The 20,861-nt window shown below is 61.9% G+C and carries 16 protein-coding genes and 1 pseudogene; 14 read left to right on the plus strand and 3 right to left on the minus strand.

The annotated features are described in order from the left end of the window. Window positions 1-184: 184 nt before the first annotated feature. Both ACB033_RS07725 and ubiG read right to left on the minus strand, forming a co-directional pair. A complete protein-coding gene (locus tag ACB033_RS07725) occupies window positions 185-871 on the minus strand; it encodes an HAD family hydrolase (protein WP_139723990.1) in 687 nt (228 codons plus the stop codon). After that, a complete protein-coding gene (gene ubiG / locus ACB033_RS07730; protein WP_162519782.1) occupies window positions 871-1,587 on the minus strand; it encodes a bifunctional 2-polyprenyl-6-hydroxyphenol methylase/3-demethylubiquinol 3-O-methyltransferase UbiG in 717 nt (238 codons plus the stop codon). The genes ACB033_RS07725 and ubiG overlap by 1 nt, the downstream gene beginning before the upstream one ends. A gap of 201 nt (window positions 1,588-1,788) precedes the next feature. On the opposite strand from ubiG, the gene gyrA reads away from it, so the two are divergent. Together gyrA and ACB033_RS07740 are read left to right on the plus strand one after the other, a co-directional pair. Beyond that, window positions 1,789-4,536, plus strand: a complete 2,748-nt coding sequence (gene gyrA, locus ACB033_RS07735; protein WP_195878669.1) for a DNA topoisomerase (ATP-hydrolyzing) subunit A — start codon at window positions 1,789-1,791, stop codon at window positions 4,534-4,536. 198 nt (window positions 4,537-4,734) lie between these two features. Next, window positions 4,735-4,902 carry a hypothetical protein gene (locus ACB033_RS07740; protein ID WP_162852089.1) on the plus strand — a complete coding sequence of 56 codons (168 nt, stop codon included), beginning with the start codon at window positions 4,735-4,737 and terminating at the stop codon, window positions 4,900-4,902. Window positions 4,903-4,937: 35 nt separating this feature from the next. Here the strand turns inward: ACB033_RS07740 and ACB033_RS07745 are convergent, their stop codons facing one another. Then, window positions 4,938-5,993, minus strand: coding sequence for a PA0069 family radical SAM protein (locus ACB033_RS07745; protein WP_139723986.1), 1,056 nt, complete (start codon window positions 5,991-5,993; stop codon window positions 4,938-4,940). 174 nt (window positions 5,994-6,167) lie between these two features. Here ACB033_RS07745 and ACB033_RS07750 point away from each other — a divergent pair, with 174 nt between their 5' ends. From ACB033_RS07750 to cobB, 12 genes and pseudogenes are all read left to right on the plus strand, one after another. Continuing rightward, window positions 6,168-6,755 (plus strand): tetratricopeptide repeat protein, encoded by a 588-nt coding sequence (locus ACB033_RS07750; protein WP_193557956.1) that lies wholly within the window; start codon window positions 6,168-6,170, stop codon window positions 6,753-6,755. A gap of 236 nt (window positions 6,756-6,991) precedes the next feature. Continuing rightward, entirely contained in the window at window positions 6,992-8,920 is a 1,929-nt protein-coding gene (thrS, locus tag ACB033_RS07755) for a threonine--tRNA ligase (protein ID WP_139723981.1), read from the plus strand. A gap of 21 nt (window positions 8,921-8,941) precedes the next feature. Further along, a complete protein-coding gene (infC, locus tag ACB033_RS07760; RefSeq protein WP_185219337.1) occupies window positions 8,942-9,472 on the plus strand; it encodes a translation initiation factor IF-3 in 531 nt (176 codons plus the stop codon). An 86-nt stretch (window positions 9,473-9,558) separates the two neighbouring features. Beyond that, window positions 9,559-9,756: a 50S ribosomal protein L35 gene (gene rpmI, locus ACB033_RS07765; RefSeq protein WP_005300673.1), complete on the plus strand. Its 198-nt coding sequence runs from the start codon at window positions 9,559-9,561 to the stop codon at window positions 9,754-9,756. A gap of 15 nt (window positions 9,757-9,771) precedes the next feature. Next, window positions 9,772-10,128 carry a 50S ribosomal protein L20 gene (gene rplT / locus ACB033_RS07770; protein ID WP_005300683.1) on the plus strand — a complete coding sequence of 119 codons (357 nt, stop codon included), beginning with the start codon at window positions 9,772-9,774 and terminating at the stop codon, window positions 10,126-10,128. Between the two features lie 316 nt (window positions 10,129-10,444). Beyond that, window positions 10,445-11,428 carry a phenylalanine--tRNA ligase subunit alpha gene (pheS, locus tag ACB033_RS07775; protein ID WP_017764544.1) on the plus strand — a complete coding sequence of 328 codons (984 nt, stop codon included), beginning with the start codon at window positions 10,445-10,447 and terminating at the stop codon, window positions 11,426-11,428. A gap of 12 nt (window positions 11,429-11,440) precedes the next feature. Next, window positions 11,441-13,828 (plus strand): phenylalanine--tRNA ligase subunit beta, encoded by a 2,388-nt coding sequence (gene pheT / locus ACB033_RS07780; RefSeq protein ID WP_139725508.1) that lies wholly within the window; start codon window positions 11,441-11,443, stop codon window positions 13,826-13,828. Window positions 13,829-13,831: 3 nt separating this feature from the next. Continuing rightward, window positions 13,832-14,128 (plus strand): integration host factor subunit alpha, encoded by a 297-nt coding sequence (gene ihfA / locus ACB033_RS07785; protein WP_005300715.1) that lies wholly within the window; start codon window positions 13,832-13,834, stop codon window positions 14,126-14,128. A gap of 54 nt (window positions 14,129-14,182) precedes the next feature. Beyond that, window positions 14,183-18,127 (plus strand): ATP-binding protein, encoded by a 3,945-nt coding sequence (locus tag ACB033_RS07790; protein WP_162519889.1) that lies wholly within the window; start codon window positions 14,183-14,185, stop codon window positions 18,125-18,127. Window position 18,128: 1 nt separating this feature from the next. Next, complete coding sequence (locus ACB033_RS07795; protein WP_010634037.1) at window positions 18,129-19,376, plus strand: response regulator; 1,248 nt, start codon at window positions 18,129-18,131, stop codon at window positions 19,374-19,376. A gap of 3 nt (window positions 19,377-19,379) precedes the next feature. After that, the gene (locus tag ACB033_RS07800) at window positions 19,380-19,979 is read left to right on the plus strand and encodes a GNAT family N-acetyltransferase (RefSeq protein WP_010634036.1); all 600 of its coding nucleotides are present in this window, start codon (window positions 19,380-19,382) and stop codon (window positions 19,977-19,979) included. A gap of 66 nt (window positions 19,980-20,045) precedes the next feature. Next, window positions 20,046-20,837, plus strand: a pseudogene (gene cobB / locus ACB033_RS07805) (Sir2 family NAD+-dependent deacetylase); the annotation flags it as partial. Between the last annotated feature and the right edge of the window lie 24 nt (window positions 20,838-20,861).

Genomic DNA, 20,861 nt, shown 5'->3' on the forward strand with positions numbered 1-20,861 from the left:
AGATGAGCGTCATTTTCACCGCTCAGCTCAAGGGATGGTCGCAAAGCTGCGTCTGATATCCATCTCTTGTGTTATCCACCTGCTGCGTTATCCAGGAGAACCCAGGCGTGGAGCTCCCCCTGATCATCCACTTCTATATGTATCCACGGCAGCCTTGCCCGACTGCTCAGGCAGGCGGCGGCCGCTAATCCAGCTCGTAGCGCAGCCAGTGATGCAGAGCCTGCACGGTATCAAAGTGAAGATCGGCGCCCCACTGGGCGGGATCCTCGTCGTCATTGAGGTAACCCCAGCCGGCGACGGCGGTACGCATGCCGGCGTTGCGGCCGGCCTCGATGTCGCGCACATGATCCCCCACATAGAGGCAGTGGCTGGCCGCGATGCCAAGTTGCTCGCAGGCAAAGAACATGGGGGCGGGGTCGGGCTTGCGCACCGGCAGAGTGTCGGCGCTGACGGTGACGCCGCAACTGGCAAGCGCCGGCAGCGCCGCCAGCAGCGGCTCGGTGAGAAAGCCCGGCTTGTTGGTGACGATGCCCCAGGGCAGCTTTTTCTCGTCGAGCCACTCGATGAGATCCACCATGCCCTCATAGGGGCGGGTGCCGACACAGAGGTTGGCCGCGTAGTAGTCGAGCAGGGCGGTGCGAAGGCGGGTGGCGCCCAGCTCTTCCAGCAGCTCGTCACCAAGACCGGCCCTGAGCAGCCCGAGCGCCCCGTGGGAGGTGGTCTGACGGATGATGTCGTCAGAGAGGGGCGCAAAGCCTTCGCTGACCAGCACATGGTTGACGGCGGCGCCGAGATCCGGCGCGGTGTCGAGCAGGGTGCCGTCCAGATCGAACAGTACGCAGCCAAGGGGCGCAGCAGGGTGAGTCGTCATCAGCCTTGCTCCGGGCGTTCGAACGCCACCATGTAGTTGACGTCGACGTTGCGACCAAGCTTGAAGCTGTTGGAGAGCGGCGCGTAGTGGACGCCGCTCATGTCCCGTACCAGCAGGCCTGCCGCCTCACCCATGCGACACAGTTCGGCCGGGGTGATGAACTTCTTGTGATCGTGGGTGCCCTTGGGGACCATCTTCATCAGGTACTCGGCGCCGAGGATCATCATCAGATAGGCTTTCGGGTTGCGGTTGATGGTGGAGACGAACACCTTGCCGCCCGGGCGTACCAGGGCGGCGATGGCGCGCAGCACGGAGGCAGGATCCGGCACGTGCTCCAGCATCTCCATGCAGGTGACCACGTCGTACTGACCCGGGGCTTCGTCGGCGTGGGCCTCGGCGGTGATCTGGCGATACTCGAGCTCCACCCCCGCTTCCAGGGCATGCAGGCGGGCGACGCCCAGGGGCTCCTTGCCCATGTCGATGCCGGTGACCTGGGCGCCGCGACGAGCCATGCTCTCGGCGAGGATGCCGCCGCCGCAACCGATGTCGAGGATGCGCTTGCCAAACAGGCCGCCGCTCTTGTCGGTGATCCAGTCAAGGCGCACCGGGTTGATTTGATGCAGCGGCTTGAACTCTCCCTCCATGTCCCACCAGCGGGAGGCGATGGCTTCGAATTTGGCGATTTCTGTCAGATCGACATTGGCATCACTGTGCATTTTTTGATGATCCTGTGGCAAGGGCGCGCAGGCAGGGGAGTGCGCGCGCAATCTATTGTCCTGGCGGGCATTATAACGGACGGACTTTGTCACACCAGCCCGACTTGTTACCGGATTTGTGGCTTAAGATATTTGGCTCAGTGTGTTACCATGTCGCGCTGTTTAAGCCAAAGAACAACTAATTAGGGATTAAGGCTTTCTATGAGCGATCTGGCCAGAGAGATCACGCCGGTCAACATCGAAGAAGAGCTCAAGAGTTCCTATCTTGATTACGCCATGAGCGTGATCGTAGGACGAGCTCTGCCGGATGTGCGTGATGGCTTGAAACCGGTTCACCGCCGCGTTCTGTATGCAATGAACGAGCTGGGGAACGACTGGAACAAGCCCTATAAAAAATCGGCCCGTGTGGTCGGTGACGTAATCGGTAAATATCACCCGCACGGCGACATTGCCGTGTATGACACCATCGTCCGCATGGCGCAGGATTTCTCCATGCGTTACATGCTGGTCGACGGTCAGGGCAACTTCGGTTCGGTCGATGGCGACAGCGCCGCGGCCATGCGTTATACCGAAGTGCGGATGGCCCGCATCTCCCACGAGCTGCTGGCCGATCTGGACAAAGAGACCGTGGACTGGGTGCCGAATTATGACGGCACCGAGATGATCCCGGCTGTCATGCCCACCAAGGTTCCCAACCTGCTGGTCAACGGCTCCTCCGGTATTGCGGTGGGCATGGCGACCAACATTCCGCCTCACAACCTCACCGAGATAGTCAACGGCTGTCTGGCGTTGATCGAGAACGGCGACCTCACCATCGACGAGCTGATGACCTACATCACCGGCCCGGATTTCCCCACCGGTGGCATCATCAACGGTCGTTCCGGCATCGTGCAGGCATACCGTACCGGTCGTGGCTCCATCTACGTGCGTGCCAAGGCCGAGGTGGAAGTAGACGAGAAGACCAGTCGCGAGACCATCATCGTCCACGAGATCCCCTATCAGGTGAACAAGGCTCGCCTGATCGAGAAGATCGCCGAGCTGGTCAAAGAGAAGAAGATCGAGGGCATCAGCGCCCTGCGCGATGAGTCCGACAAGGACGGCATGCGCATCGTCATCGAGATCAAGCGCGGCGAGTCCGGCGAGATTGTGCTGAACAATCTCTACAAGCACACCCAGATGCAGACCACTTTCGGCATCAACATGGTGGCGCTGGACAACAACCAGCCCAAGGTGATGAACCTCAAAGAGATCCTGGATGCGTTCTTGCTGCACCGCCGCGAAGTGGTGACCCGCCGGACCGTGTTCGAACTGCGCAAGGCGCGGGATCGGGCCCACATCCTGGAAGGTCTGGCGGTAGCCCTGGCCAACATCGATCCGGTGATCGAGCTCATTCGCCACAGTGCGACCCCGGCCGACGCGAAAGCGGGCCTGGTTGCCAAAGGCTGGGAGCTCGGCAACGTGGCTGCCATGCTGGAGAAAGCCGGCGACGACGCGGCCCGCCCCGAGTGGCTGGAGCCCGAGTTCGGCATTCGCGAGGGTCACTACTACCTGACCGAGCAGCAGGCCCAGGCCATCCTTGACCTGCGTCTGCACAAGCTGACCGGCCTCGAGCACGAGAAGATCCTGGAAGAGTACCAATCTCTGCTGGATCTCATCGCCGAGCTGCTGTTCATCCTGGCAAGCCCGGTGCGGTTGATGGAAGTGATCCGCGACGAACTGCTGGCCGTGCGCGAGCAGTACGGCGACGAGCGTCGTACCGAAATCAGCATGTCCAGCGCCGAGATCAACATCGAAGATCTGATCACCCCGGAAGACGTGGTCGTTACCCTGTCTCACCAGGGTTACGTGAAGTATCAGCCGCTCTCCGACTACGAGGCCCAGCGCCGCGGTGGTCGTGGCAAGTCGGCCACCCGGATCAAGGAAGAGGATTTTGTGGAGCGTCTGTTGGTGGCCAACACCCACGACACCATTCTGTGCTTCTCCACCCGCGGCAAGGTCTACTGGCTCAAGGTGTATCAGCTGCCGGAGGCGTCCCGTGGCGCCCGCGGTCGTCCGATCATCAACCTGCTGCCGCTGGATGAGGGTGAGCGCATCACCGCCATCCTGCCGGTCAAGGAATATGACGCCGACAAGTATGTGTTCTTCGCCACCGCCAACGGTACCGTGAAGAAGACCAGCCTGTCCGACTTCAGCCGTCCGCTCTCCTCCGGTATTCGTGCCATCAACCTCAAAGAGGGTGATGAGCTGATCGGGGTGGACATCACCGATGGCAGCAACGAGATCATGCTGTTCTCCGATGCGGGCAAGGTTGTTCGCTTCGCGGAAGGCAGCGGTCGCGCTGATGCCGATGCCACTGACGAAGTTGAAACCGACGACGACGCCGGCAACGACGATGATGGCAGCGACAACGGCGAAGGCACCGAAAGCAAGGGCACCTTCAAGGGCGTGCGTCCCATGGGTCGTACCGCTGCCGGTGTGCGCGGCATCAAGCTCGGCGCCGGTGACAAGGTGGTCTCCCTCATCGTGCCCCGTGGCGACGGTGCCATCCTCACCGCCACCGAGAATGGTTACGGCAAGCGTACCGCGCTGGACGAATACCCGACCAAGAGCCGTGGTACCCAGGGCGTCATCTCCATCAAGGTGGATGAACGCAACGGCAAGGTGATCGATGCGATCCAGGTCGAAGATACCGACCAGATCATGCTGATCACCAACGGCGGTACCCTGGTACGTACTCGCGTTGCCGAGGTGAGCGTCATCGGCCGCAACACCGGCGGTGTGCGTCTGATCCGTACCGGTGAAGACGAAACCGTGGTCGGCCTGCAGCGTGTTGCCGAGAGCGACGAAGAGGAAACCGAGGCACTGGCCGTCGAGGGTGAGGTGTCTGAAGGCACCGATACCGCCGCAGACACAGGTGCTGTCGATGCAGGGGAGGCGGGCGACGAGTAATCGTTCCCCCTTTTCCCGATACGAAAGAGCGACCTTCAGGTCGCTCTTTTTTTATGCCCGCCGTTGGCTGGCTCAGCCAGGTTGCCGCCAGAGCGGCAACCGAGATGTCATCGGGGCGTCATGCCTCTGTCATGGGGGCAGGGCATCTTGCCTGCGTCGGCGATCACAACGGCGGCATCTGCCGCACAGGAGCATCTTATGACCAGCTGGGTAATGTGGGAGATCTGGTGGAGCCGGGTATGGGGCGAAGCTGGGAGGGACGAGGCGCAGCACGAACAGGAGCTGGAAGTGGCCCATGAACCGGCGAGGCTGCCGGTCGAGCTGATTGCCCGCGAGCGCGCTGCAGGAGTGCGTCACAGAAGCTGACTTGGTCATGCCCACTGGTGGCGTCATGACGGGAATTAAAACAGCCGCAGCTGCTCGCCCGGGCGGATGAAGGCATCCTGGCGCAGCTGAAAGTGGCGCTTGCCGAGCCCGAGCCGCTTGGCGATCAACCGAAAGCGCTGGGCCAGCAGATCGGCAAACTGGCCTTCTCCCCGCATCCGGGTCCCGAAGGCGGGACTGTTGAGGGCGCCGTCCCGGCTGGCTCGCAGCTGGTTGAGGATCGCCTCCTTCTGGCCGGGATAGTGTTGTTCCAGCCAGTCACTGAACAGCGGTGCCAGCTCATGGGGCAGTCGCAGCAGGATATAGTCGGCGCAGTGGGCGCCGGCCTCGGCAGCGCTCTTGATGATCTGCTCGAGCTCGGGCTCGTTGAGCCGCGGGATCATGGGGGCCGCCAGCACGCCGACCGGCACGCCGGCCTTGGCCAGTTTCTCCATCACCTTGAGCCGCCCGGCCCCCGTACTGGCTCTTGGTTCCAGCTGTCGCCGCAGGGTTTCATTCAAGGTGGTGACCGACACCATCACCTGGCAGAGGCCCTCTTGGGCCAGCTCGGTCAGCAGATCGAGGTCGCGCAATATCATGGCGCTCTTGGTGATGATTCCCACCGGATGGCGGTGGGCCAGCATCACTTCCAGCAACTGGCGGGTGAGGCGATAGTGATGCTCGATGGGCTGATAAGGGTCGGTATTGGCCCCCAGCACTATGGTCTGCGGCTGATAGGCGGGTCTGGCAAACTCCCGGCGCAACAGCTCGGCGGCGTTGAGTTTGGCAAACAAGCGGGTCTCGAAGTCGAGGCCGGGGGAGAGCTCGAGATAGGCGTGGCTCGGTCTGGCATAACAGTAAATGCAACCGTGTTCGCACCCCTGATAGGGATTGATGGAGCGGCCGAAAGGGACATCGGGGGAGCTGTTGTAACTGATGATGCTGCGGGCGCTGATCTCCGTCACCTCGGTGCGGGGATCGCTGGCGGCAAATGCCGCTTCCCACTCGGGTTGGGCCCAGCCGTCGTCGACCGCATCGACCCGCTGGCCGCTGAAACGGTGATCAACATTGTGGGAACTGCCTCGTCCTGCCATTGCATTGCACCAACACTGTTTATATATACAGTTATCATGCTGACCCTCATTGCCGAATGCAAGTTTTGCCGACCTATCCCGCCATAAAAAGCATGTCAAAAGGATCTCTTGCTTGATCGCGGCGCTACATTTCGTTTACATAAACGAAATGCGAACTGGATCACGGAAATCATCATGGCACCCATCACCTACCGCTGGCTCTTCATCGCCGTCATTGCGCTGGTTATCTGGCGCCTGATCCCGCTCTCTACCGAGCAGGAGCTGGCCTCGGCCAACCGCGCTTGGCGCACCGGCCACTTCGATGAGGCAACCCGGATCTGGTCGCCGCTGGCGGATCAGGGCCAGCCACGGGCCCAGGCATTGATGGGCTGGAGCCATGAAATGGGGCAGGGGAGCGAGCAGGATATGGAACGCGCCATCAACCTCTATCGTCAGGCGGCGCAGGCGGGGGACGCCTTCGGCCAATACCGGCTGGGGGAACTCTATTTGCGTGGCACCGGGGTGAAGCGGGATCTGCGCGAGGCGTTTCACTGGATGGAGCTGGCAGCCAGGAACGGCGATGTGCCCGCCATGTTGAAGGTGGGGGTGCTGCATCTGATGGGGGTCAGCGGGCGGGTCGATCTGCCCCGTGCCAAAGCGTGGCTCTATCAGGCCGCCAGGCAGGGCAACCAGCTGGCGCTCAAGGTGCTGCAGGAGCTGGAACTGGCCCAGGAGGGGAGCTCCACGTTCGATTTCAACTGGCAACCTCTGCTAGGGGAATAACCTCCAAGCGGTTCATCTGGTTGTAGAAAATCTCAGCAAACCCGATACAGCCTTGCTTACTTCTGGTAGCATGGTCCGGTTTTTGGTTTGTCTTGCGACGTTGAACGGGTTGTTTGCGTCACGGGGCGCCTTCGCAAAGTGCTGTGGAGAGCCAGAACATCACCCATTTTTGAATGAATCTTTCCATCCCGCATGTGCCCTTTGGTAGGGGGCACCACTGTATAAGGAAACACACAATGCCAATCATTACTCTGCCTGATGGCAGCCAACGTCAATTTGCCCACGCCGTTTCCGTCATGGACGTGGCCGCGGACATCGGTCCCGGTCTCGCCAAGGCGTGCATTGCCGGTCGGGTAAACGGTGAACTGGTGGATGCCTGCGAGCTGATCGAAGCCGATGCCTCCCTGGCCATCATCACCGCCAAAGACGAAGAAGGTCTGGACATTCTGCGCCACTCCTGTGCTCACCTGCTGGGTCATGCCATCAAGCAACTCTGGCCCCAGACCAAGATGGCCATCGGTCCCGTCATCGACAACGGTTTCTACTACGACATCGATCTCGACCGTACCCTGACCGATGAAGATCTGGCTGCCCTGGAAGAGCGCATGCTGGTGCTGGCCGCCAAGGATTACGACGTCGTCAAGAAGAAGGTCTCCTGGCAGGAAGCACGCGATGTGTTCGAAGCCCGTGGCGAGACCTACAAGGTCGAGATCCTGGATCAGAACATTGCCCGTGATGACCAGCCAGGTCTTTATCATCACGAAGAGTACATCGACATGTGTCGCGGCCCGCACGTGCCCAACATGCGTCATTGCCACCACTTCAAGTTGCAGAAGATGTCCGGCGCCTACTGGCGCGGCGACTCCAACAACAAGATGCTGCAGCGCATCTACGGTACCGCCTGGGCCGACAAGAAGCAGCTCAAGGCCTATCTGCAGCGTCTGGAAGAGGCCGCCAAGCGCGACCACCGCAAGATCGGCAAGCAGCTCGACCTGTACCACATGCAGGAAGAAGCGCCTGGCATGGTGTTCTGGCACAACGACGGCTGGACCATCTTCCGCGAGCTGGAAACCTTCATCCGCGGCAAGCTCAAAGAGTACGACTATCAGGAAGTGAAGGGTCCCTTCATGATGGATCGCGTGCTGTGGGAGCGTTCAGGTCACTGGGAGAAGTACGCCCAGGCCATGTTCACCACCCAGTCCGAGAACCGCGAGTACGCCATCAAGCCGATGAACTGCCCGGGTCACGTGCAGATCTTCAACCAGGGCCTGAAATCCTACCGCGACCTGCCGCTGCGCATGGCCGAGTTCGGCTCCTGCCACCGCAACGAGCCGTCAGGCTCCCTGCACGGCCTGATGCGGGTACGGGGTTTCACTCAGGATGATGCCCACATCTTCTGTACCGAAGAGCAGATCATGGAAGAGGTGTCAGCCTGTATCCGCATGGTCTACGACGTCTACGGCACCTTCGGTTTCGAGAACATCGTGGTCAAGCTCTCCACTCGTCCGGAACAGCGTATCGGCTCCGACGAAGCCTGGGATCGCGCCGAGGCCGCGCTGGCCGAAGCGCTGGTGCTGAATGGTCTGAAGTACGACCTGCAGCCGGGCGAGGGGGCCTTCTACGGTCCCAAGATCGAATTCACCCTGCATGACTGCCTTGACCGTGCCTGGCAATGTGGTACCGTGCAGCTCGATTTTGCCCTGCCGGGCCGTCTGGGTGCCACCTATGTGGGCGAAGACAACGAGCGTCACGTTCCCGTAATGATCCACCGCGCCATTCTGGGCTCGCTGGAGCGTTTCATCGGGATCCTGACCGAAGAGTACGCCGGACTGTTCCCGACCTGGTTGGCACCTACCCAGGCCGTGGTCATGAATATTACCGACAATCAGGCCGATTATGCGGTGAAAGTAGCCAAAGCATTGAATGATGCGGGCCTTCGCGCAAAAGCGGACTTGAGAAATGAGAAGATTGGCTTTAAAATCCGCGAGCATACTTTGAAGCGGGTACCTTTTATGCTGGTCTGCGGCGATAAAGAAGTAGAAGCCGGCAAGATTGCAGTACGTACCCGTAAAGGGGCTGACCTGGGCTCTTATCCTGTTGAAGAGCTGATTGCTCTGTTGACCCAGGAAGTTCAGACCCGCGGACAAAAGAAAGTGGAGGAATAAGCTATAAAAGGCGGAAAAAAACTGGGCAAGCAACCGCAAGCCCGCGCTCACCGGATCAACGAAGAGATCCGTCTGAAAGAAGTTCGTCTGACTGGCCTGGATGGTGAAGCCATTGGCATCACCTCCATCCAGGATGCTCTGAACTTGGCCCTTGAGGCCGGAGTGGATCTGGTCGAGATCAGTCCGAACGCTGAGCCGCCCGTTTGCCGGATCATGGATTACGGCAAATTCCTCTACGAAAAGAGCAAAACCACCAAAGAACAGAAGAAAAAGCAGAAAGTCGTCCAGGTCAAGGAAATCAAATTCCGTCCTGGCACCGACGAAGGCGACTATCAGGTAAAACTACGCAACCTGGTTCGCTTTCTGGAAGACGGGGACAAGGCAAAGGTCACCCTGCGCTTCCGTGGTCGTGAAATGGCCCACCAGGATCTTGGTATCAAGGTTCTGGAGCGCGTCAAGAACGATCTGGAAGAGCTGGCCGTAGTCGAATCGTTCCCGAAAGTCGAAGGCCGTCAAGCTGTGATGGTCCTCGCACCCAAGAAGAAATCTTAAGGCCCACAAGAAATTGACTCATGGGGCCAGCCCCATGAGTCGGTTCGCCTTGCGATTTTGTTGTCACTCACAATGCGGAGTATGAAATGCCGAAGATGAAAACCAACCGGGGCGCCGCAAAGCGCTTCAAGAAGACTGGCTCAGGTCGCTTCAAGTGCAAGCACAACCACCTGCGTCACATCCTGACCAAGAAGAGCAGTAAGCGTAAGCGTCAGCTGGGACCGAAGTTCTTTGTTTCCGCTGCCGACCACAAACGTGTTGTCGCTTGTCTGCCGTACGCATAAGGGGGGATGTGAAAAATGCCAAGAGTTAAACGTGGTGTGACCGCTCGCGCTCGTCACAAGAAAGTAATGAAAGCCGCCAAGGGTTACTACGGCGCCCGTTCCCGTGTCTACCGCGTAGCGGTACAAGCGGTAACCAAAGCTGGTCAGTATGCCTACCGTGACCGTCGCCAGAAAAAGCGTCAGTTCCGTCAGCTGTGGATTGCTCGTATCAACGCAGCAGCCCGTCAGAATGGTCTGTCCTACAGCCGTCTGATCAACGGTCTGAAGAAGGCTTCCATCGAGATCGATCGCAAGATCCTGTCCGATATCGCCGTTCACGACAAGCTGGCTTTCACCGCCCTGGTTGAAAAGGCCAAAGCAGCTCTGGTTTAATCCGGTTCTGTTATAAATGCTAAAAGGAGGCCTAGGCCTCCTTTTTTGTTGTCTGTCATTTGTCGCTTGCAGGCGGCGATGACTCTACCATCATGATAGCTATACATATGGCTTCATATGCCATCAAACTGAAATTGTGTACCCAATCGCAAAGAAGAAGCAGGTCCGGCTCGAAGCCCTACTTGATAACAAAATGATTTCTAGGGAGAAAAGGGCACCTTAACTATGGTCAGTGAAGGGGCTTTTTTTGTATTATTCCCCTCTTGACCTTATTTAGCCTAAAGGCTCCTGTACCGGGAGTGGTGACGAGGAAGACATGCAACAGCTTGAAGAAGTAGTCGGCCAAGCCAGGGCCGAAATTGAGGGCGTAAGCGACATCGCCGCCCTTGACGAAATCCGGGTCAAATATCTGGGTAAAAAGGGCTTTTTTACCGAGCAGATGAAGGGCTTGGGCGCCCTGTCTGCTGAAGAGCGTCCCGCCGCGGGCGCCGTGATCAACCAGGCCAAACAGCAGGTTCAGGATGCTCTGAACGGGCGTCGTGAAGCCCTCGAAGTTGCCGTGCTGAACCAGAAGCTGGCCGCCGAGACCATCGACATCAGCCTGCCGGGCCGCCGCATCGAGAATGGCGGTCTGCACCCGGTGACCCGCACCATCGAGCGCATCGAGCGCCTGTTTGGCGAGATGGGCTTCAAGGTTGCCCGTGGTCCCGAGATTGAAGATGGCTTCCACAACTTCGATGCGCTGAATATCCCGGCCCATCACCCGGCGCGTACCGATCACGATACCTTCTACTTCAATCCTGATCTGATGCTGCGCACCCACACCTCGGGCGTGCAGATCCGCACCATGGAACATCAGCAGCCGCCGATCCGCATCATTGCGCCGGGCCGCGTCTATCGTAACGACTACGACATGACCCACACCCCGATGTTCCACCAGGTCGAAGGCCTGCTGGTTGACGAGCATGCCAGCTTCACCGAGCTCAAGGGCATTCTGCACGACTTCCTGCGCAACTACTTCGAGGAAGACTTGACCATTCGCTTCCGTCCTTCCTACTTCCCGTTCACCGAGCCGAGCGCCGAAGTGGACGTGATGGGCAAGAACGGCAAGTGGCTGGAAGTGCTGGGCTGCGGCATGGTGCACCCGAACGTGTTGCGTTCGGTCGGCATCGATCCGGAAAAATACTCCGGTTTTGCCTTCGGCATGGGCGTTGAGCGCCTGACCATGCTGCGTTACGGGGTCAACGACCTGCGTGCCTTCTTCGAAAACGACCTGCGCTTCCTCAAGCAGTTCAAGTAAGGGCGAGAGAACATGAAATTCAGTAAATCCTGGGTGATGGAGTGGGTCCGCACCGAGTTGAGTGACAATGCGCTGGCCGAGCAGATCACCATGGCTGGTCTGGAAGTGGACGCCGTGGAAGCGGTGGCTGGCCAGTTCAACAACGTGGTGGTGGGTGAGGTGGTCGAGTGCGCCCAGCACCCGGACGCCGACAAGCTGCGGGTGACCAAGGTCAACGTGGGCGAAGAAGAGCTGCTGGACATCGTCTGCGGTGCACCGAACTGCCGTGCCGGCCTCAAAGTCTGCGTGGCCAAGGTCGGGGCGACCCTGCCGGGTGATTTCACCATCAAGAAAGCCAAGCTGCGCGGCCAGCCGTCCCACGGCATGCTCTGCTCCTTCAGCGAGCTGGGTATCGACGTCGAGGCCGATGGCATCATCGAGCTGCCGCTTGACGCCCCTATCGGCACCGATATCCGCGACTACCTCGCACTCAACGACGTCAGCATCGACGTGGATCTGACCCCGAACCGTGCCGACTGCCTCGGCATCGCGGGTCTGGCCCGTGAAATCGGCGTGCTCAACAGCGTGGACGTGGTCGAGCCGACCTGGACCCCTGCTGCTGCCACCATCGACGCTAGCTTCCCGATCCGGGTCGAAGCGCCGGCCGATTGCCCCCGTTATCTGGGCCGCGTCATCAAGGGGCTGAACCTGCACACCCAGAGCCCGCTCTGGATGCAGGAGAAGCTGCGCCGTGGCGGCATCCGCTCCATCGACGCCATCGTCGATATCACCAACTACCTGCTGCTGGAATATGGCCAGCCGATGCACGCCTTCGACTTGGCGACGCTTGAAGGGGAACTGGTGGTGCGCCGCGCCAAGGCCGACGAGCCGATGACTCTGCTCGATGGCAACGAAGTGAAGCTCAAAGAGACCACCCTGGTGATTGCCGATGCCAAGGGCCCTGCCTGCATGGCCGGCATCTTCGGCGGCAATCGCACCGGTGTCTCCGAGACCACCACCGACATCCTGCTGGAGTGCGCCTTCTTCGCGCCGCTCTCCATCACCGGCCGTGCCCGTGCCTACGGCCTGCACACCGACTCCTCCCACCGCTTCGAGCGCGGGGTCGACCCTGAGCTGCAGGCCAAGGTGATGGATCGCGCCACCCGTCTGCTGCTGGATATCTGCGGCGGTGAAGCGGGCCCGGTCATCGAGGTCAAATCCGATGCCCATCTGCCCAAGGCTGCCCCCATCAAGCTGCGTCGTAGCAAGCTCGACAAGGTGATCGGCATCAGCGTGGCGGATGCGCAGGTGGTCGAGATCCTGACTCGCCTCGGCATGCAGGTGACCGTGGATGCCGACGGCTGGACCGCGCTGGCTCCCTCCTGGCGTTTCGATATCGCCATCGAGGAAGATCTCATCGAGGAAGTGGCCCGCATCTACGGCTACAACAACATCCCCAACCTCAAACCCGCCGCATCCCTCGCGATGGTAGAGCAGGCAGAAGGGCAGGTGACCCTGAAGCGGGTGCGCGACCTGCTGGTCGATCGCGGCTTCCAGGAAGCGATCACCTACAGCTTCGTGGATCCCAAAGCTCAGCAGACCCTGTTCCCGCAGAGCGATGCCATCGTGCTGCCGAACCCGATCTCGGTCGAGATGTCTGCCATGCGTGTCTCTCTGTTCCCGGGTCTGGTGCAGGCGGTGGTCTACAACCAGAACCGTCAGCAGCCGCGGGTGCGTCTGTTCGAGCAGGGCCTGCGTTTCATCAAGGACGAAAATGCCGAGAACGGCATCCGTCAGGAGCCCATGCTGGCCGGCATCATCACCGGCAACCAGAGCGACGAGCACTGGGACATCAAGAGCCGCGCTGCCGACTTCTTTGATCTGAAAGGGGATCTGGAAGCGGTACTGGACTTGACCGCCGAAGGCGCCACCTTCACCTTCGAGCGTGCCGAGCACAGTGCCCTGCACCCGGGCCAGAGCGCGGCGATCCTGCGCAATGGCGAGGTCATCGGCCACATCGGCGTGATCCACCCGAGCCTCGAGAAGAAGCTGGGCCTCAAGAGCCGCGCCGTGATGTTCGAGCTGGAGCTGGACAAGCTGACCCCGGCCAAGGTGCCGGTTGCAGCCGAAGTTTCCCGCTTCCCGGCCAACCGTCGCGACATCGCCGTGGTGGTTGATGTTGCGGTTCTGGCCGGCGATGTGCTGGCAGTAATTAAAAAAGTTGGCGGAAATCAGGTAGTTGGAATAAACTTGTTTGACGTATACCAGGGTGCTGGTATGGCCGAGGACAAGAAGAGCCTGGCCATCAGTCTTGTCCTGCAAGACACCCAGCGCACTCTGGAGGAGAAAGAGATTGCCGAGACCGTAGACAATGTCGTGCGGGCCCTTGGTGAAGAGTTGAATGCATCCTTGAGGGATTGATCTATGGCGCTTACCAAAGCCGACATTGCAGAGCACCTGTTCACCCAGCTCGGGATGAGCAAGCGTGAAGCCAAAGATATGGTGGAAGCCTTCTTTGAAGAGATCAGACAAGCGCTTGAGCGTGGTGAACAAGTCAAGATTTCAGGCTTCGGTAACTTTGATCTTCGTGAGAAGAACCAGCGTCCAGGACGTAACCCGAAAACCGGCGAAGATATTCCCATCAGCGCCCGGCGGGTGGTCACCTTCCGCCCTGGTCAGAAACTCAAGGCCAGGGTCGAAAATGTTGAACCCAACGAGTGACAAAAAGCCAGGCAACCGCCTGGCTTTTACTTTTTCATGATAAAAACCAGTCTTTTGCTAGGTCTGCTGCTGGCCGCGCCACTGCAGGCGATGGATCTGCCTCTCTCCACGACCGCCAAGGCATTTGCCGATGCCACCCAGTCGCTGACCATCTGTTATCCGGCGCTCATCAGACCGCCTTATCTCGATGAGTCGGGAGGGCTGCTGGTCGATCAGATGGAGCGACTGGCCGAACAGCTCCCCTTTCCGCTCATCTATCAGAAGCTGCCCAACTGGTCTGCCGTGCGCAGCGGATTGCTGGAGGGGCGCTGCGATCTCATTCCCAACGTGGGCCCCTCTCTGGAGGCCCTGCCCGGGATGGCGCTCAGTCGTGCCATGCTGGAGGCCGAGTCCGCCATTCTCTATCGCGGCGAGCTGAAGCAGGCCAGGTTCCTGGTCTCGCCCATCTGGCAGGCGAACGAGGTACTGCGTGCCCTCTATCCCCATTCAACCCAGCAACCCCTGACCGAGGCGGACAACTGGTACGCGGCGCTGGCGGCGGGCAAGGGGACGGCCTACCTCGGCGACTACCTGCAGCTGCGTTACCTGATGCGCGAATACCCGGACACCGGGCTGCGGCTGAGGCGCCTGCGCAGCGACGAGCTGGTGGTGAGCTACCGGCTGATGATGCGGGACAAACCGGCGCTGCGCGAGCTGATCGACACCGCCATCCGCTACCTGCCGCCGGGCTCCCTCTATCAGGATCTCGACCGCTACCTGGCGCAGGGGGAGCAGGACATCAACCCGCTCCACTTCACCGACAAGGAGCAGGCCTGGCTGGTCGGCACCTCCAGCGCCATCAAGCTGGTGGTCAACCCGGATCTGATGCCCTACAGCGGCCTCGACGAGCAGGGCGATCTCAAGGGGTGGAGCGCGGACGTGCTGAAACTGGTGAGCCAGCAGACCGGGCTCAACTTCCACGTGATCCCCACCGCCAGCCGGGAAGAGGCGCTGGCCAAGCTGCAAAGCGGCGAGGCGGACATGATGGTCGGCCTGCTGGAGACGCCGGCCCTGACCAATGCCTTCGACTTCACCCGGGTCATGGCGGTCAGCCGTTATGCCCTGGTGAGTCGCAAGACCCAGCCGTTCGAGACACTGGCGGCGGTGAAGGGCCGGATAGTGGTGCCCGCCACCCTCTATGACGAAGAGATGCTGACCCGCCTGGAGGGCACGCATCGCTGGCGCAAGAGCGACACCCTGGCAGCGGGGATCGCGGCGGTACAGAGCGGCGCGGCCGACGCCATGCTGGCCGAGCTCTATCAGCTGCAATACCCGCTTCGCAACAACCAGCTGGACGGGCTGGAGGTGCGGGAGCTGCCGCAGCGTTTTGGGTTGGGGTTTGCCATCAGTCGGCACAGCCCCAGGCTTGCCGGGGTGATGGAGCAGAGTCTGATGACCCTCACCGGCAAGCAGAATGACGATCTCAAACTGCGCTGGCACCGGCTGGTACTGACCCAGCAGGCCGGGGTCAGCTACGGGATCTGGCTGGGTTCTGTGTTGCTGGCGCTGCTGATCAGTGCCGGTGTCATCTGGCTGATCTGGCGCTCGCGCCAGCAGCTGGCCCGGGAGGTAAGTCAGCGCCAGGCGATGGAGCAGACTCTGGCACTGGAGAGCCAGTTCCGGGAGTCCCTGTTCCAGGCGCTGCCGGTGCCCGTGTTCCTGCGGGACAATCAGGGCGAGATCATCAAGCGCAACAAGCAGGCCAAGCGGCTGGAGGCCCGCTACCTGGCGGAGCTGCAGCTGCCGCAGGCCCAGTTGCAAGAGAGCGAGGGGGAGATGGTGCTGGGCGATCAGGTCTACTCCTACGCCCAGATCCCGCTCCAGCTCGGCAAGCAGTCGCCGGCGGGGGATCTCATCGCGCTCTCCAACATCAGTGCCCTGCGCGAGCGCACCCGCTTGTTGCGCCAGGCCGAGCGGCGCCTGCGGGCGTTGACCAACACGGTACCCGGCGTGGTGATCCAGTTCCTGCTGCACGAGGAGGGGATCCGCCAGGTGGAGTTCATCAGCCGCGGCAGCTATGAGCTGCTGGGGCTGGCCAGTCAGCAGATCCGCCGCAACCCGGGCGAGGCGCTGGGACGGCTGGCGCCACAGGACAAGGTCGAGATGCAGCAGCCCATGCGCGAGATGCTGCAGGCCGGCCAGCCCTTCTCCTATGCCCTGCGCTACCAGCATCCGCTCAAGGGTACTCGCTGGCTGCAGTTTTACGGCCGGGGGCGCAGCCTGCCCGAGCAGGGGTGGCGGGTATACGGGGTGGTGCAGGATGTGACGGTGCGGGTCGAGCAGGAGCAGGCGCTGCAGGCCTCCCATGAGCGGGCCGAGCAGGCCGTGCTGGCCAAGGGGCGCTTCCTCGCGGCGGTGAGCCACGAAATTCGCACCCCCATGAACGCCATCCTCGGCTTGCTGGAGTGGCTCACCCATACCCCCCTCAATGCCGAGCAGCACTCTGCGCTCTCCCATGTCAGGCAGGCAGGGGATGAGCTGCTGGGCCTGCTCAACGACGTGCTCGATTTCAGCCGCAACGAGAACCGGCAGCTGGCGCTCTCGCCCCAGCCCACCGATCTGGTGGACTTGTGCGAGCATGTGGCCGCCGTGCACTGGTCCAAGGCCCGTTCCAAGCGGCTGCAACTGCGGCTGGATCTGGATCACCGACTGCCCGCTCAGGTGGAGCTGGATCCCCATCGGGTGCAGCAGGTACTGCACAACCTGCTGGCCAATGCCATCAAGTTCAGCAGCCGTGGCGAGGTGGTGCTGTGGGCCCGCCGGGACGGCACCCAGCTGCTGTGCGGGGTGGATGACGAGGGGCCCGGCATCAGTGCCGAGCTGCTGCCGCGCCTGTTCCTGCCCTTTGAACAGGGTGGGGAGGAGGGGCAGCCGCGGGCGCAGGGGACCGGGCTCGGGCTTGCCATCTGTCGCCAGCTGATGGAGCAGATGGGGGGCGAGATCCGGGTCGAGCCGCGCACGACCGGCGGCAGCCGCTTCACCTGTGCATTGCCGCTGGTGCTGCTGCAGGAGATGCCGCGCTGGCGCCCGCGGGTGAGCAGCGTCCATGTGGCGCTCGACGGAGCGGAGCGGGACTATCTGCTGCCCTGGCTCGGCGAGCTCGATCTGCCGGACGATCCGGCCGGCCCGGTACTGAGCGCCCGCCAGGATGAACAGGGGCTGCGCTACTGGGACTGGCAGGGCGAACCCTGGGTGCCGGGCTCCGTGGTCAGCCTGCTGCAGCCGCGGCTGGTGCCCTCCGCCCAGGGCATGATCACGTTGCCGGGGCAGGGGATGCGGGTGCTGCTGGTTGAAGATCACGAGGTGAACCGGGTATTGATCAGCATGCAGCTGACCCAGCTGGGGGCCCAGGTGATCAGCGCGGCCAACGGCCAGTTGGCGCTCGACATGCTGCAGCACGAGACGGTCGATCTGGTGCTGACCGATCTGCAGATGCCGGTGATGGACGGGGCCGAGCTCTGCCGCCGACTGCGAGACTCCCCGCGCTGGCAACATCTGCCCACCTACGTGATCACCGCCGATCTCAGCGAGCCGGCGGCGGCGCAGTTGGCCAGCTGCGGTTGTCGTGGTCATCTGGACAAGCCGCTGCTGCTCAAGGATCTCGCCAATCTGCTGCGCACCCTGGGGGACCCCGCACCCGAGCCGAACCCGGAGCAGAAGGCGGCAGCGCCTGCTTCTTGGTCAGAAGCCCAGATGCCGCTGCTCACCCCCGAGCTCATCTCCCTCTATCTGGAGGCGACCGGCCAGGATCTGGCCGACATTGAGCGCTGTGTCACACAAGCAGACGAGATGGCACTGGAAGCCGCTTTACACAAGATGAAGGGGGCCGCCAAAATGGTGGGCGCGACCCCGCTCGTCCAGGTGATTGAACAGTGGAAACGGGATCCACGGCAACCCCTGCTACCCCCGCTGCGGCAAGCTCTGGACGAGGTGTGCCGGCGACTACGTGAGAGGCTCTGACATGATCATCACAGATGAAGAGTTACTGGCCTTGCTGAACTCGGAAGAGACGGATGAGCGCCTGTTCCACCCCGTGACCATCTATGCCCTAGACGGGGTTGCCTATCGGGCGGCAAAAGCCGTCGAACTGCCGGAATTTGCCACCCTGCGCCGCACCCGGCCCGATGCCTGCTGGCAGTGGGAAGGTCTGTTTGCCGCCGGTGCCATCGCCCTGTTCGATCCCGACTCCCACGCTGGTGCCGACTACCTGCCGCAATTGACAGCGCAGGCGGAGGGGATCTATCGCCTCACTGATGACTGGCTGGCGGGGGTCAATGGCCGCTATCTGGCGTGGCAGGAGTGGCTGGCCCAGACCCGGGTGTTGCTGCTGGAGGATCACCCGTTTCAGGGGGCCCACATTCAGCAGGAGATCAGGGGACTGGGATTGCCCTGTCAGTGGGTGCAGGATGGCAATGCCTGCATCAAGGCGCTGGCCGGTGGCGAGATCAAGCTGCTGGTGAGCGATCTCAGCCTGGTGGATCAGGATGCCATCAGCCTGCTGATGAGCCAGCCCCAATACCAGCACAGCGGCCTGCCCATCGTGCTGCTCTCCGCCCACGACCAGACCCTGATCGACGGCGCCCGCCGCCTGCTGCACGATGCCGGGTTCAACGTGCTGGCGGCCCTGGCCAAGCCGCTGCTGGCCGACGATCTGCTGAGCCTGCTCAAGGGGCTTTATCTGGGGCCGCAGCGTCAGCGCCGCCTGAGCGGACTGCGCCGTACCATCCGCACCTGGCAGGGGGAGGAGAAGGGGCTGCTCGGGCTCTTGTCCGATCCTCCGTCACCCTTGCCCATTTGGCTGGCGGTGACCGGCTTGCCGCCGCGCTGGGAGCTGGTGCGCGAGTGGCTCGTCCAGCGGGGCAGGGAGCCTGGCGAGCTCACCCTGCTGATCCACCGGCGCGACCACCTGTTGAGCCAGGCGGAGCGTTTTGCCCTGGTGCTGCAGGCCAGTCTGGCGGGGGCACGGCTCGCCCTGCTGTTGGACAACGATCAGCACATTCCGTTCGACTTGCTGGAGCGGATGCCGCTGCAGCACCTGCTGTTGGGGCAGAGCCTGCTGCCGAGCCTGGAGGCCATGACCCCGGACTCCCTGCTGGGGCGCTTCATCAACCGAGCCCGGGAGCTTGGCATCGCCCTCTATCTGGACGATCCCTTCAACCTGCTGGACCACAACCTGTGGCGCGATCGCGGCATGGCGGGGCGCTGGTAGAGGGTGGCCCGCTACCTCTGCTGGCCGCCGGACGAAGCCCGGCTGCGACGCTCCCTGTCCGGCTGGCTTCATCCCCGCACCCGCGCCGACCTGCCGCTGATGATGGAGGTCGGGGGCGTTCCCTGCCGTTTGCAGGAGCTGGCGGGGGCCGATCCCGCCCGCATCCGGGCGGCTTATGACGAACTCGGTGAGCAGAGCGTCTACCTGCGTTTCATGCGCGCCAAGCAGAGGTTGAGCGATGAGCAGCTCGCCTTCTTCCTCGATTATCCCAGGGAACACCAGATCGGCCTGCTGTTGACCGACGGTCAGGGGCGGCCGCTGGCCCAGGCCCAGTCCATCCGGCGGCGGTTGCACCCGGATCGGGCCGAGTTCTCCTGCATCGTCGCCGATCACTTCCAGCACCGAGGGGCGGGGCGGCGCATCCTGCTGGCGCTGGCCTTGCTGGCGCGCGGCGAGGGGATCCGCGAATGGACGGCGGAGGTGCTACCCCAGAATCGCCCCATGCTGGCGCTGCTGCGCGGGCTGGGCCTGCCGCTCACCCTGGTGACGGGTCGGGAGCTGGTGTTCGTGCGACTCGATTTGAGCGTGCTCGACACCCTGTAACCGCATCATAAGACCAAGGGCGAATAGGCCGGTTTTTCACCCTGTGCTAAGGTCAGCCAGAGAGCTAGCCAGAGGGAGTCAGTCATGGTGCAGTCAGCGAAACACATCGTCATTCTTACCGGTGCCGGGATCTCGGCCGAGTCGGGCATCAAGACCTTTCGCGCCTGTGACGGTCTGTGGGAGGAGCACAGGGTGGAGGACGTGGCGACGCCGGAGGGCTATGCCCGGGATCCGGAGCTGGTGCAGGGCTTTTACAACTCTCGCCGTCATCAGCTGCAGCAACCCCACATTCACCCCAATCCGGCCCACTATGCGCTGGCCCGGCTCGAGCGCCTGCTGCCGGGCTGCGTCACCCTGGTGACCCAAAACATCGACAACCTGCACGAGAGCGCCGGCAGCAAGAACCTCATCCACATGCACGGTGAGCTGCTCAAGGCGCGCTGCCCAGGCTCGGGTCAGGTGATCGAGTGGCGCGGCGATCTCCATCAGGAGGAGCTGTGCACCTGCTGCCAGTTTCCCCAGCCGCTACGTCCGCACGTGGTCTGGTTCGGCGAGATGCCGCTCGGGCTGGATCGCATCTACGGCGCGCTGGCCCAGTGCGATCTCTTCATCTCCATCGGCACCTCTGGCGCCGTCTATCCGGCGGCCGGTTTCGTGCACGAAGCGGGATTGAACGGAGCCCATACCATAGAGCTCAACCTGGAGCCGAGCGAAGTGGGCAGCCAGTTTGACGAGAAGCGCTACGGTCCGGCTTCCCTGCTGGTGCCGGCCTATGTGGATGAGCTGCTGCAACGCTGCGGCGTACACCAGCCGGCGCAGATCGAGGGGCACAACTGGATGGAGATGCGCGGCCCCTAGCTATTGTGCATCAGCGCAGTTGCA

The organism is Aeromonas sp. S15(2024) (genome assembly GCF_041402265.1).
GTDB classification, from domain to species: domain Bacteria; phylum Pseudomonadota; class Gammaproteobacteria; order Enterobacterales; family Aeromonadaceae; genus Aeromonas; species Aeromonas dhakensis.